General features: G+C 62.3%; 13 protein-coding genes. 6 read left to right on the top strand and 7 right to left on the bottom strand.

The window, feature by feature from the left end; genetic code table 11:
- Positions 1-10: 10 nt before the first annotated feature.
- Both B5G28_RS04690 and fucO read right to left on the bottom strand, forming a co-directional pair.
- Positions 11-1318 (bottom strand): rhamnulokinase family protein, encoded by a 1308-nt coding sequence (locus tag B5G28_RS04690; RefSeq protein ID WP_087246568.1) that lies wholly within the window; start codon positions 1316-1318, stop codon positions 11-13.
- 227 nt (positions 1319-1545) lie between these two features.
- Positions 1546-2694 carry a lactaldehyde reductase gene (gene fucO, locus B5G28_RS04695; RefSeq protein ID WP_087246569.1) on the bottom strand — a complete coding sequence of 383 codons (1149 nt, stop codon included), beginning with the start codon at positions 2692-2694 and terminating at the stop codon, positions 1546-1548.
- A 204-nt stretch (positions 2695-2898) separates the two neighbouring features.
- Between fucO and B5G28_RS04700 the strand changes: the two genes are divergently transcribed.
- The gene (locus B5G28_RS04700; protein ID WP_087246570.1) at positions 2899-3768 is read left to right on the top strand and encodes an AraC family transcriptional regulator; all 870 of its coding nucleotides are present in this window, start codon (positions 2899-2901) and stop codon (positions 3766-3768) included.
- 37 nt (positions 3769-3805) lie between these two features.
- Here B5G28_RS04700 and B5G28_RS04705 read toward each other — a convergent pair whose 3' ends face one another.
- Genes B5G28_RS04705 through B5G28_RS04715 form a run of 3 tightly spaced genes read right to left on the bottom strand, consistent with a single transcriptional unit; the run spans position 3806 to position 6057 of the window.
- Positions 3806-4582, bottom strand: coding sequence for a hypothetical protein (locus B5G28_RS04705; RefSeq protein WP_087246571.1), 777 nt, complete (start codon positions 4580-4582; stop codon positions 3806-3808).
- 13 nt (positions 4583-4595) lie between these two features.
- Positions 4596-5033: a hypothetical protein gene (locus B5G28_RS04710; protein WP_087246572.1), complete on the bottom strand. Its 438-nt coding sequence runs from the start codon at positions 5031-5033 to the stop codon at positions 4596-4598.
- A 25-nt stretch (positions 5034-5058) separates the two neighbouring features.
- A complete protein-coding gene (locus B5G28_RS04715; RefSeq protein ID WP_242967460.1) occupies positions 5059-6057 on the bottom strand; it encodes a LacI family DNA-binding transcriptional regulator in 999 nt (332 codons plus the stop codon).
- A 416-nt stretch (positions 6058-6473) separates the two neighbouring features.
- Between B5G28_RS04715 and B5G28_RS14945 the strand changes: the two genes are divergently transcribed.
- The 4 genes from B5G28_RS14945 (at position 6474) to B5G28_RS04730 (ending at position 10810) form a co-directional block, all read left to right on the top strand.
- Complete coding sequence (locus tag B5G28_RS14945; RefSeq protein ID WP_242967461.1) at positions 6474-6701, top strand: hypothetical protein; 228 nt, start codon at positions 6474-6476, stop codon at positions 6699-6701.
- Between the two features lie 66 nt (positions 6702-6767).
- The gene (locus B5G28_RS04720; protein ID WP_242967462.1) at positions 6768-8225 is read left to right on the top strand and encodes an extracellular solute-binding protein; all 1458 of its coding nucleotides are present in this window, start codon (positions 6768-6770) and stop codon (positions 8223-8225) included.
- A 108-nt stretch (positions 8226-8333) separates the two neighbouring features.
- Positions 8334-9842, top strand: a complete 1509-nt coding sequence (locus B5G28_RS04725) for a glycoside hydrolase family 32 protein (protein WP_087246573.1) — start codon at positions 8334-8336, stop codon at positions 9840-9842.
- Positions 9839-10810, top strand: a complete 972-nt coding sequence (locus B5G28_RS04730; protein ID WP_087246574.1) for a carbohydrate kinase — start codon at positions 9839-9841, stop codon at positions 10808-10810. Before B5G28_RS04725 ends, B5G28_RS04730 begins: the two co-directional genes overlap by 4 nt.
- 126 nt (positions 10811-10936) lie before the next feature.
- Here B5G28_RS04730 and B5G28_RS04735 read toward each other — a convergent pair whose 3' ends face one another.
- Positions 10937-12571, bottom strand: a complete 1635-nt coding sequence (locus B5G28_RS04735; protein ID WP_087246575.1) for an ABC transporter ATP-binding protein — start codon at positions 12569-12571, stop codon at positions 10937-10939.
- On the bottom strand, positions 12565-13035 hold the full coding sequence (locus tag B5G28_RS04740; RefSeq protein WP_158099579.1) for a MarR family transcriptional regulator: 471 nt from the start codon (positions 13033-13035) through the stop codon (positions 12565-12567). The genes B5G28_RS04735 and B5G28_RS04740 overlap by 7 nt, the downstream gene beginning before the upstream one ends.
- 154 nt (positions 13036-13189) lie before the next feature.
- Between B5G28_RS04740 and B5G28_RS04745 the strand changes: the two genes are divergently transcribed.
- Positions 13190-13522, top strand: a complete 333-nt coding sequence (locus tag B5G28_RS04745) for a LysR family transcriptional regulator (protein ID WP_087246577.1) — start codon at positions 13190-13192, stop codon at positions 13520-13522.
- Positions 13523-13542 lie beyond the last annotated feature (20 nt).

The following is a 13542-nucleotide window of genomic DNA, read 5'->3' on the forward strand; positions in this document are numbered from 1 at the left end:
GTCAACCTCCTTAGCGAATGTTCATCTGAATCTTCAGGTTGCCGATGGCGGTGGCCTCGATGGGCAGCGCCTCCACCTGCTTGCCGGTGTAATGGGCGGTGAGCTGGTTCAGGGTGGCATTTTTGGCGCCGCCGCCGGCGATGTAGAGCTTGTCCCAGTGCCGGCCGGTGACCGCCTCCATCTCCCGGTAGGCCTCGCCGTAGCAATGAGCCAGGGAATGATAGGTGCTGTTGATGAGGTCGGCGTCGGTGGCGGGAGCCTCGCCGGTCTCGGCCAGGGCGGCGCAGATTTCGGCCCGCATGTCCTGCGGGGCCGAGAAACGGGGATCGTTCACGTCAAAAATCCGGGTGTAGGAGCTGGTTTTGGCCAGCTCCACCATCTCGGCAAAGGAGATCCCCAGCTGCTTCTGGATGCACTGGATGATCCACAGGCCCATGATGTTTTTTAAGTAGCGGATGTAGCCCACACCGCCCTCGTTGGTGAAGTTGGCTTTGCAGCTGGCGGGGGTGGTGACGGGCTTGTCCAGCTTGATCCCCAGCAGGCTCCAGGTGCCGGAGGACAGGAAAGGCGCGTCTCCCTGGTCCATGGGGATGCCCTCCACCGCGCTGGCGGTGTCGTGGGTGGCGCAGAGGACCACGGTGGTCTGTCCGCCCACCTCGGCGGCCACTTGGTCGGTCAGCGGCCCCAGGACGGTGCCGGGAGCGGTCAGCCGGGGAAACAGGGCTTTGGGCAGGCCCAGCCGGTCCAGAATTTCGGGGTCGTACTCCCGGGTCTGGGCGTTCACCAGACCGGTGGAGGTGGCGTTGGTGTACTCCCGGGCCTTGACGCCGCACAGCTTCCAGAGCAGGTACTCGGGGATCATCAGGAAATCCTCGGCCTGGGCCAGACGGCCGGCCTTTTGGTCCGCGTACAGCTGATAGATGGTGTTGAAGGGCTGGAACTGGATGCCGGTTTTGGCGTACAGCTCCTCAAAGGGGATGCGGGCGTGCACTTCCTCCAGCACATCCTGGGTGCGGCTGTCCCGGTAGGCGTAGACCGGGTAAATGGGCTGGCTGTCCTTCAGCAGCACATAGTCCACCGCCCAGGTGTCGATGGATACGCTTTTGATCTGGGGATACCTGGCCAGGGCGGCCTTGAGGCCCTCCTTGACGTGATGGAACAGCCCGTCGATGTCCCAGATCAGATGTCCGTCCACCCGCTGGACGCCGTTGGGGAACCGGTAGAGTTCCTCGGTGTGCAGGGTGCCGTCCTGCATCCATCCCGCAATGTGGCGGCCCGACGATGCGCCGATGTCCACAGCCAGAAATACTTCCTGCATAACGCTCCTCCTTGCGTGTTGGTCTGGTAACAGTATAGCGGCCCGGCGGGCCGGATGCCATCGGCAAAGGTGACCGATTCTTTGTGAAAAGTACACTCTTTGCCCCGGAGCGGGGACAAAACAAAAAATCGGAATGCACCGCACAGGACGGCGCATTCCGATTCAGGTGATCCGGCCGGTTCAGGCAGGGGGCCGGAAAGCATATGGGGGATCAGAAACAGGCAAAATTACAGCTGGCTGCGGTACAGCTCCACGATTTCCTCCACGCTGGTGTCGCGGGGGTTGCCGGGACGGCAGGCGTCGGCGAAGGCGGACTCGGCCAGGAACTGGATGTCCTCCTCCTTCAGGATGCCCTTGAGGTTGGCGGGGATGCCCACGTCGGCGGACAGCTGCTTGACGGCGGCGATGGTGGCGTCGGCGGCCTCCTCGGCGGTCATGGCGTCGATGCCGGCCACACCCATGGCCTTGCCGACGGCGCGGTAGCGCTCACCGGCCACGCCCTTGTTGTACTCCAGGCCCACCGGCAGCAGGATGGCGCAGGCCACGCCGTGGGGGGTGTCGTACAGAGCGGACAGGCCGTGCGCCATGCTGTGGACGATGCCCAGACCCACGTTGGAGAAGCCCATGCCGGCGATGTACTGGCCCAGAGCCATGCCCTCGCGGCCTTCGGGGGTGTTCTGGACAGCGCCCCGCAGGTTCTCGGAGATCAGGCGGATGGCCTCCAGATGGAACATATCCGAGATGGTGCAGTGGCCCTTGGTGATGTAGCCCTCGATGGCGTGGGTCAGAGCGTCCATGCCGGTGGCGGCGGTCAGGCCCTTGGGCATGGAAGCCATCATGTCGGGGTCAACCACAGCCACTTCGGGGATGTCGTTGGTGTCCACGCAGACAAACTTGCGCTTCTTCTCCACGTCGGTGATGACGTAGTTGATGGTAACCTCAGCGGCGGTGCCGGCGGTGGTGGGGACAGCAATGGTAAAGACAGCGTGCTTCTTGGTGGGAGCTACGCCTTCCAGGGAGCGGACGTCGGCAAACTCAGGGTTGTTGATGATGATGCCGATGGCCTTGGCGGTGTCCATGGAGGAGCCGCCGCCGATGGTGACGATGCAGTCCGCCTCAGCGGCCTTGAAGGCAGCCACGCCGTCCTGGACGTTCTGGATGGTGGGATTGGGCTTGATGTCGCTGTAGACCGAGTAGGCGAAGCCGGCGGCGTCCAGCAGGTCGGTGACCTTCTTGGTGACGCCGAACTTGATCAGGTCGGGGTCGGAGCAGACGAAAGCCTTCTTGTAGCCGCGGGCGGTCAGCTCGGGGACGATGTTCTCGATGGCGCCGTGGCCGTGATAGGAAATCGTGTTCAGAACAATGCGGTCAGCCATAATAAAATCCTCCTGAATTGCGGTGCGCCAGAAATGGCGCCCTGTTTGGATTGACTGAAAGGTAACAAACCTGGTAGCTTCAGTATAAAAGGTTTGGCCCAAAATTTCAATGGCCAAAAGTGACAGAAACTTTGTGAAAAGTCCACTCTTGTGCACAATGGGGGAAATACAGTATACTGAAAGGGAAAGGGAGGGATGGCACAGATGCTGACCTACAATATGGACGTCACCCCCGAGAGCGTGTGGAAGCGCACCACCCCCAGCGAGGCGGAGCTGGCCCAGCCCTACTACTGCACCGAGGCGGGGCTGTTTTATGCGCAGCAGCGGTTTTCCACCGCCCGCACCGACAAGGAGAGCTATATTCTGTTTTATACCCTGCGGGGGGCGGGCCTGGTGGAACAGAACGGCAGCGATGTGCTGCTGGGTCCGGGGCAGGCGCTGCTTTTGAACTGCCGCACCCCCCAGAGCTATTGTACCGCCCCCAAACAGAGCTGCTGGCACCACTATTGGGTCCACCTGGACGGGGCGGGGGTGGCGGCCATGGAGGCGCTGCTCCACCCGGAAAAGAAACTGGTGCCGGTCCAGCTGGCCGGCACCCGGATGCAGGAGCTGTTCGAGACGGTTCTGGCGGAGATCGAGCGGGGGACGGTGGACAGCATGGTCCAGCGGGGACTGGTGCTGCATGAGATGCTGGCCCTGTGCGCCCAGAACCTTTTGTCCCAGGGAGAGGCCACCAGCGCCCGCCAGGTGATCCTTCAGGCGGCCGAAACTTTGCGGCAGAATTACCAGCAGGAGCTGAGCCTGGCCGGCCTGATGGCCGACGCCCATATGAGCAAGAGCTATTTTCTGCGGCTGTTCCGGCGGTATATGGGCACCACGCCCTACAATTACCTGGTGAATTTCCGGATCACCCAGGCCAAGGAACTGCTGGTCCTGACCGACCACACCGTCAGCGAAATCGCCCGGGAGGTGGGGTTCGGGGACGCCAGCAATTTCTCCACCCGGTTTTCCCGGGCCACCGGCCAGAGCCCCCTGCAATACCGCAAAAACGCCCTGAAAAGCGCCGAAAAATAAGCGGGAAAGCGTGCTTTGACGCTTTCCCGCCTTGGAATCAGGTGGTTTCCCGCCAGGGGTCGCCCTCGATCTGGACAAACTGCTTTTCAATCTGGAAGGCCTCGTCCAGGGGGCGGTAGAGCATCAGCTCGCAGACCAGCAGAATGAACCACAGCCCCACAAAGGGCACCAGGGCCAGGGTCCAGGGCGCAAACAGGACGTACAGCAGAAGGTACCCCACCTGCAAAAGGGCGGCCCCCAGCACCCGCCAGAAGTATTTGAGGGTGAACAGGACGGCGTTGTACAGCCGGTCCTTGTTGCTCTGCTGGAACAGCACCAGCTGGGGCCAGTACAGCAGATTCAGGGCGGCGAAGAAGGCCGCGCTGAACAGACGACAGGCCAGCAGGGTGCCCCAGCTGGGGAAGGCGGGGGCCGACCACAGCATGTACATCATAAAGACGTACATTCCCGTCAAAAGACCCACCAGCGCGCCGGGCAGGAGACTTGCCCGGCTGTTTTGTTTCCAGCTGCGGCGGTAGTGGTCCCACCAGGAGCCGGGCGCGTCCCGCAGGCCCCGGAAAAGGCTGTCGTACAGCGCTGCCAGAAAGGGCCCGAAGATGGCCCCGCCCGCCAGGCTGGCGGGGATCAGCACCAGGACGCTGGAGCTGAGGACCGAAAAGGTCACCCCCAGCACCAGAGGCAGGGCGCCCAGGGTGGTCAGCAGGTTGACCTTGACCCAACGCCCGGCGTAAAAGGACAAAAGCTGCATGTACCGCTGAAAGCCCTCCATCCGGCGGCTCTCATCGTAGCTGTCATCGGCGAAAAACATACCCATGGTCTGTACCTCCTCAGGTCAGGTCTGCACTGTAGTGGACCCCGTCCAGGACGTCGGACAGGATTTGTTCCACGTCCCCGCCGAAGTCTTTCTGACAGGTCAGCTCGGCCACAAACACAAAGTTTTGGTACACCGCAAAGGCGGAACACCCGCGGTCGTAGGGGTTGGCGTCGCTGCCCAGGGCGGCAAAGGCCTCCTCGATGGCCGCCGCCGTGGCGTCGGGCAGGGCGTTTTCCCCCACATAGGCGACCTGGTAGTCGGGCCGGACCTGACCCAGCCCCAGGGCGCTGTGGGCAATGTCCAGCACCGCCAGACCGACCACCATCCCGGCGATCACCATCCCCTTGTGATAGTGCCACCAGTTCCGCCATTTCTGGGGGGGGGTGGGGTCCGGGGGCGGGGGATCGGGCTTCACATCCCGCAATTTCCAGTTCAGGTATTGGCTTGCCATACAGGGAGTGTCCTCCTTTCCTGTGTCAGAGACAGTCGCGGGTGGTGCCGCCCGGCTGATACCGCACCGGCAGACAGATCAGCGCCGGCAGGCTGGAACGGTCGGTGCTCAGCAATAGATCCACCGCGGTCTGGGCCATCTGGGGGATGGGCTGGACGATGGTGGAACAGTAATAGTCGTCGCTGTCAAACCGCTGGATGCCGTCGAAGCCGATCATCTGGACATCCTGGGGCACCCGCAGGCCCAGAAGTTCCAGCCGCTTCTGGATCTCGTAACAGAGGCGGTCGGTGTTGCAGAAGATGCCGTCGTAATCAAAGGCCCCGTCGTGGGTGTGGGAGGCCAGAAAGGCCTCGAAGGGGGCGAACCCGGCCTCGTTGGGCAGGTAGAGGGATTCAAACTCCACCTGCCGCTCCCGGCAGACCGCCTCAAAGCCCATCCGGCGCTTGTCGGCCTCGCCGGCCACATTGGACCCCTGCCGAAGGAACAGGAGTTTTTGGCAGCCCAGCTCCAGCAGCTTCTGGGCGGCCAGCTGGCCCCCGCCGAAGTTGTCCGAGGCCACGCAGGGGATCTCGGCCCGGAAATGCCGGTCGATGCTGACAAAAGGCAGCTGGGGGTCTACTTCCAGGTTGGGGTTGTAGGTCAGGGCAATGATGCCGTCCACCTTGTTCTGGCGCACCAGGTCGATGCACTGCTGCTCGGCGGTGCTGTCATAATTGGTAATAGTCACAATGGTGCGGTAGCCCCGCTTCATCAGGGTGCCGATGATGGCGTCGGACAGGCTGGCGAAAAAGGGATGCCGCAGGTTGGGCCAGATCAGGGCCACCGTGTTGGTTTTGTTGGTCTTGAGGCCCCGGGCGTAGCTGTTGACCTGGTAGCCCAGCTTGCGGGCGGCTTCCTCCACCCGGAGGCGGTATTCCTCGCCCACCGGAATGTGGTTGAACACCTTGGACACGGTGCCCAGCGCCACGCCGGCTTCGGCGGCGACGTCTTTCATGGTGGGGGCGGTGGTTGTCTTTTTAGCCATAGAATCCTTCCTTACAGGCCGCGGACGGGGTATTTGAGTGGAACGTTTCATGAACTTCTTGAAGAGAAAGGGGCTTTCCAGCCCGGCCCGCGACGATTTTCCAATGTTTGTTGGCTTCATTATAGCAACTTCCCCCTGGAAAATAAATTGAATTTCATGAAACAGGCCGTGAAACGCCTCTTTTTGTGATGGCTGACAATCCAGATGTCCTCCTTTTGTGCAATTTGGAAAAAGCGCTTTCCACAAAAAATATCCTTGACAACAGAAAAAATCCGGATTATCATAAAGGCGAACCAAACATGTAACGTTTCACGATGAAGCGCAGCCCGGCCTGTCGGGCTTTGTTTTACAGAAAACTATGAAACGTTACACAGAACTGGGAGGGCCGGAAGCATCCCGCTGGCAGGAAAGGAGGAGTGCCTGCTGAACGTTGTCCGTATCTCTGTGATTCTTTGAAAGGAAGTGAGGGAACATCATGCGTTCCAAAGTACAAGCGAGCACAGCGGCGGTCCAGCTCCCGCAGAGGCGCCGCAGAAAGACGCTGGGCCGTCGCCGCTGCTTCCGCCCTGACCGGCTGCGGGTCCAAGAGCAATGCCCCGGTGGCCAATGAAAACGGCGTGGTGGAGAGCACCGAACAGACCTAGTTCACCATCATCGGCGGCCAGTCGGCCCTGTCGCCCGGCCACGCCGACAACCAGGTCCTGAACGCCATGCAGGAGAACGCCGGCATTTCCATCGAGTGGAACACCATGAGCGACTCCCTGGCCGAACAGGTCAACATCCGCATCGCCGGCGGCGACCTGCCGGACGCCTTCATGGGTGTGGGCTTCTCCAACTATGACCTGACCAACTACGGCGCCGACGGCACCTTCATCAACCTGGACCCCTACATCACCCCCGACATCATGCCCAACCTGTCCGCCATCCTGGAGCAGAACCCCAACATCCGCTCGGCCATCACCATGAGCGACGGCTGCATCTACGGCCTGCCCGCCGCCGAGCAGATGGGCACCGCCGGCATCGGCAAGGAGGAGGACTACTCCATCTACACCATCCCTCAGTTCTCCATGATCAACAAGGCATGGCTGGACGACCTGGGCCTGGCGGTTCCCACCACCCTGGAGGAGCTGCACACCGCCCTGAAGGCCTTCAAGGACAACGACATGAGCCATAAGTTCTATGGCAACGACGCCGGCACCACCATTCCCATGTCCACCGGCTTTGACCAGTGGTGCTGGGGCCAGAATATCTTCTACGCCGGCTTCGGCTTCACCAACTGGCCCAACGACGTCTGCAACGACCTGGTCCTCCAGGGGGACGGCACCATTCAGTTCATGTGCGTCAACGACAAGTACCGCGAGGCGGTGACCTACTTCCACGACTGGTACGCCGAGGGCCTGATGGATGTGGAGATGTTCTCCCAGTCGGATACCCAGCTGATGTCCAAGTGCCAGCAGGGCTGGGTGGGCGTGTCCACCTGGTGGTACATTGATGAGCTGATGGGCGACTACGCCAAGGACTATGTGTTCCTGCCGGTTCTGGCCGGCCCCGACGGCACCAGGAACGTCACCGTCCGCACCGGCGGCGGCACCAACTCGGGCCAGCTGTCCATCACCTCGGTGTGCCAGAGCCCCATCAACCTGCTGAAATTCTTCGACCAGTGGTACACCGGCGAGAACGTCATGCAGCTGCAGTACGGCCCCATCGGCGTCTACTTCACCCAGCAGGACGAGAACGGCGTCTGGAACTCCATCACCGACGCCGAGGCCCAGGCCCAGTTCGGCAAGAGCGCCGGCGAGCTGAAGGGCGAGTATGAGGTGGCCGGTCCCAAGCTGATCCTCTCCCAGTACTATGAGGAGAACTTCCACATGGAGGACCGGGCTGTGGAGCGCCTGACCGACCTGTACGACTACTGGCTGCCCCAGGTCACCGATACCAGCGTCTACCCGGTGGACTGCGTGTTCACCATCGACGAGCTGGACACCATCGACCGCTACAAGTCCGACTTTGAGAGCATGGTCTCGGAGCAGGAGGGCCTGTGGATTCGGGATGGCGGCCCCACCGATGAGGAGTGGGAGGCCTATAAGCAGATGCTGAGCGACACCTGCGGCATGGACAAGCTGCTGGAAGTCTACAAGAACGCCTACGCCCGCTACACCGAGGCGTAAACCAAGCCAATTTCCTGCATTTCTCCTTCCAGGGCAGTCCCGTCCCGCAGCGCAGCGGGGCGGGACAGGGAAGGGGACAGAATATTTCATCATCCGGGAGGAAGCTCCATGATCAGTGAGAAGTTACAGCGCGCACGCGATTTTGAAGCCCGGTACGGGGCCTATATCCCCGACGGGGAACGCCCGGCCTTTCATGTGACGGGGACGGTGGGCTGGATCAATGACCCCAACGGTTTTTCCTGCTATAAAGGGGAGTACCATCTGTTTTATCAGTACCACCCCTACAGCAACAACTGGGGCCCGATGCACTGGGGCCATGTGAAAACCAGGGATTTCATCCGCTGGGAGCGGCTGCCCGCCGCCATGGCCCCCGACACCGACGCCGACCGGGACGGCTGTTTTTCGGGCAGCGCCATCGAGCTGGCCGACGGGCGGCAGATGCTGGTGTATACCGGCGTGTATGAGACCCGGCGGGCCGACGGACAGGTGGAGGCGTTCCAGCAGCAGTGCGTGGCCTTCGGGGACGGGGTCAACTACGAGAAATACCCCGGCAACCCGGTTCTGGACGGCAGCGACCTGCCGGCCGGCGGCAGCGTGCTGGACTTCCGGGACCCCAAGGTCTGGCAGGACCCGGATGGTACATTCTATATGGTGGCGGGCAACCGCACCCCCGACGGCAGCGGCGCCATCCGGCTGTTTGAGAGCACCGACGGGACCCATTGGAGCTACGCCTGCACCCTGGATTCCAGCCGCAACGAGTATGGCCGGATGTGGGAATGCCCCGACTTCTTTCCCCTGGACGGCCAGCAGGTGATGCTGGTGAGCCCCCAGGAGATGACCGCCGCCGGCCTGGAATTCCATGCGGGGTTCGGGTCCATCGCCCTGATAGGCCGCTATGACCCCGCCGCCCGCCGCTTTGCGCGGCAGCGGATCCAGTCCATCGACTACGGCACCGACTTCTATGCGCCCCAGACCCTCCAGAGCTACGATGGACGCCGGATTATGATTGCCTGGATGCAGAACTGGGCCACCACCAACTGTCAGCCCCAGGGGACCCGCTGGTTCGGCCAGATGACCCTGCCCCGGGAACTGTCCCTGCGGGAGGGCCGCCTGATCCAGAACCCGGTGCGGGAGCTGGAAAACTACCGCGGCCACAAGGTCAGCTATCAGGACCTGCTGGTGACGGGGGAGACCAACCTGAGCGGGGTGGCGGGCCGCCTGATGGACCTGACGGTGACGGTCCGCCCGGTGGACGACCGGCCCTCCTATCAGGCCTTCAAGATCCACCTGGCCAAAGACGGCCAGCGGGAGACCCTGATCCGGTATAAGGTGGCCAACAGCACCCTGCGTCTGGACCGCACCCACAGCGGCTTCCCCTATGACATTGTGAACGTGCGGGATTTCCCGGTGCGCCCCCGGGACGGGGCGGTCAAGATCCGGGTGGTCATGGACCGGTACAGCCTGGAAGTCTTTGTCAACGACGGCGAACAGGCGGCCAGCATGGTGATTTATACCCCGCTGTCGGCCCAGTCGGTCAGCTTTGAGGTGGTGGAAGGGGCCGCCTACATCGACGTGGAACACTACAGCCTGAACTTCGGGCAGGAGGACGCAGAATGAACCGGAAAGGATTTGACGTGGTGGCCCTGGGGGAACTGCTGATGGATTTCACCCAGAACGGCCTCAGTGAACAGGGCAACAGCCTCTTTGAGGCCAACCCCGGCGGCGCGCCCTGCAACGTGCTGGCCATGCTGCGGAAGCTGGACAAGCGCTGCGCCTTCATGGGCAAGGTGGGCCGGGACGGCTTTGGCCGCCAGCTGGCCCAGGTGGTGCAGGAGGCGGGCATCGACACCCGGGCCCTCCGGTTTGACCCCGAGATTCCCACCACCCTGGCCATTGTCCAGACCCTGCCGGGGGGCGACCGGGATTTCAGCTTTTACCGCAAGCCGGGCGCCGACGCCAACCTGGCGGCGTCGGATCTGGACGAGGAATTGCTGCGGGACTGCCGGATCTTCCACTTCGGCACCCTGTCCCTCACCAGGGAACCCTGCCGCACCGCCACCCAAAAGGCGGTGGCCCTGGCCAAAGAGGCCGGCGCGCTGATCTCTTTTGACCCCAACCTGCGGGAACCTCTCTGGCCCAGCCTGGAGGAGGCCCGGGCCCAGATCGCCTGGGGCCTGAGCCAGTGCGATATCCTCAAGATTGCGGACAATGAGCTGCTGTTCATGACCGGCCGGGAGGACTTCGCCGAGGGCGCGGCCATGCTGCAGCGCCAGTACCCCAACATCCGCCTGCTGAACGTGACGGCGGGGGCCGCCGGCAGCTATGCCTTCTACGGCAGCCGGCACACCTTCCAGCCCGGGTGTACTTTGGGCGGGGTCATCGAGACCACCGGCGCAGGGGATACCTTCTGCGCCAGCGTCCTGAACTTTGTGCTGGAACACGGCCTGGAGGGCCTCACCGCCGACGATCTGGACCAGATGCTCCGGTTTGCCAATGCGGCGGCCTACCTGGTCACCACCAAAAAGGGCGCCATCCGCTCCATGCCCGACCGGGCCGCGGTGGAACAGACCATGGCCCGGGCCTGACCGCCCATCAAAATGGACATTCATCCTTCCATTCAACACGAGACGCCCGCCGGCATCCCTCTGGGGACCCGGCGGGCGTCTCTGTGTGTTTTCAAGAAGGAGTGAGCTTGGGAGAGGGGAGGGGGATCAGGCACCGATGGCGTTGCCGGTGTAGAGCTGGTAGTAGCGGCCCTTCTTGGCGATCAGTTCGTCGTGGCTGCCCCGCTCGATGATCCGGCCCTGTTCCAGCACCATGATGCAGTCGGAGTTTTTCACGGTGGAGAGCCGGTGGGCGATGACGAAGGTGGTGCGGCCGGTCATCAGGGCGTCCATGCCCTGCTGGACCAGTGCCTCGGTGCGGGTGTCGATGGAACTGGTGGCCTCGTCCAGGATCAGCACCGGCGGGTCGGCCACCGCCGCCCGGGCGATGGCCAGCAGCTGCCGCTGGCCCTGGGACAGGTTGGCGCCGTCGCCGGTCAGCATGGTGTCGTAGCCGTTGGGCAGGCGGCGGATGAAGTCGTCGGCGTTGGCCAGGCGGGCCGCAGCCAGACATTCCTCGTCGGTGGCGTCCAGACGGCCATAGCGGATGTTGTCCATGACGGTGCCGGTGAACAGATGGGTGTCCTGCAGCACAATGCCCAGAGAACGCCGCAGATCGCCCTTTTTGATCTTGTTGATGTTGATGCCGTCGTAGCGGATTTTGCCGTCGGCGATGTCGTAGAAACGGTTGATCAGGTTGGTGATGGTGGTTTTGCCTGCGCCGGTGGAGCCCACAAAGGCGATCTTCTGGCCCGGGGTGGCGAACAGGTTGATGTTGTGCAGGACGATCTTTTCGGGCTGGGTCAGGTCGGGGGTCTCGGTCAGCACCTCGGCGATACGCTCGGCGCTGGCGGTGCTCATGGTGATCATGACGAACACCATGGACAGCATCATCAGGCTCATGAGGACGCTCATGACGTAGCTCAGCAGGCTGGTCAGCTCGCCGGTGGTGAGGCTGCCGGCCACGATGAAGTGGGCGCCGAACCAGGACAGGCCCAGAATCGAGCTGTAGACCACCAGCATCATGATGGGGTTGTTGAGGGCCAGCAGCTTTTCGGCTTTGACGAACATCCGATAGAGGTTTTCGGCGGCCTTTTTGAATTTCTCGTTCTCGAAGGTCTCCCGGACAAAGGCCTTCACCACCCGGATGGCGCTGACGTTTTCCTGTACGCTGGCGTTCAGGTCGTCGTATTTGCGGAACACCTTGTCAAAAATGGGGGTGGTGCGCAGCATGATGGCAGCCAGGGCCGCGCCCAGCACCACAATGGCCACCAGGAAGATCAGGCTGAGCTGCACGTTGATGAAAAAGCACATGAACATGGAGCAGAGCAGCATCAGAGGGGCCCGGGCGGCCACCCGCAGAATCATCTGGAAGGCGTTCTGCAGGTTGGTGACGTCGGTGGTCATGCGGGTGACCAGGCCGGCGGTGGAGAACTTGTCGATGTTGGAAAAGGAAAAGGTCTGGACGTTGCAGTACATGGCGTCCCGCAGGTTGCAGGCGAAGCCCGCTGACGCCCGGGCCGAAAACCGGGCGGCCAGCACGCCGAAGCAGAGGCTGAACAGGGCCAGCACCAGCATCAGAGCGCCGTACTGGTAGATCTTGTTCATGTTGCCGGCCTCGATGCCCTGGTCGATGATGGCGGCGGTGACAAAGGGGATCAGCACTTCGCCTGCGGTGCACAGGGGCGCCAGAATGGCCGATTTCTTGTATTGGCGTATCTGCGCCATAAGGGTTTTCAACATTGTATCTTCCTCCCATCTCGTGAAGAGCGGTCCTCCGCGGGGCCGCCCAGATTGCGCAGCATCTGTTCCATGCACAGCTTGACGGCGTCCGCCTGCCCGGGGGTGAGCCCGCGGCAGGCCTGCTGTTCCAGCCCGGCCATCTGCTCCTGAATCTGACGCTGCAGCGCCGCGGCCTTGTCGGTGGGCCGGATCTGCTTTTTGCGGTCGTCGCCGGGGCAGGAGGTCACGGTCAGAAAGCCCTGCTGGTGCAGGTCTTTCAGGGCGGCGGACAGAGCCGCCTTGGACGTTCCCAGGTGCCGGTGCAGGTCCACGGCACAGACCGGCTCGCCGCCCTGCTGCAGCATGAAGTTCAAAACCAGCGCCTGGGTGGTGGTCAGCCCGAACCGCTCGGACATCCGGGCCCGGACCTGCTGTTCCAGCGCGGTGTTCAGCCGGTGCACAAGAAACAGGATATGCCCTGCCATAGGGTGGATCGCCTCCTTTTTGTTAAATGGTTCGCTTGCGGACTGTACGCTTACAAACAATCTGCTGGCGAACTCTATTATACACATCTGCTCTGGAAATGGAATTCAAAATCTGTTATATTTAATAAGAGATTCTTATTACAAGGAGGGCGCCATGAACACCTCGCAGATTCAGTGTTTCCTGACCATTGCCGACACGTTGAACTTTGCCCGGGCCGCCGAGCAGCTGCACATCACCCAGCCCGCCGTCACCCAGCAGCTCCACGCCTTGGAAAAGGAGCTGGGGGTGCGGCTGTTCCACCGCAGCACCCATTCGGTCCGCCTGACCGACGAGGGGATGCTGTTTTTGCCCGGCCTGCGCCAGATCCCCCTGGAAGGGGGCCAGCCGGTTTCCTTTGGCTTCTATTACAAGAGCTGGAAGGACCGCCCCCTCCTGAAAGCCTTCATCACCTGCGCCCAGCAGACCCTGAACCCCAAAAAGCCCTGAACGCACAAAAAAGCCGCCGC

The sequence above is a fragment of the Faecalibacterium sp. An77 genome (genome assembly GCF_002161315.1).
GTDB lineage: Bacteria > Bacillota > Clostridia > Oscillospirales > Ruminococcaceae > Faecalibacterium.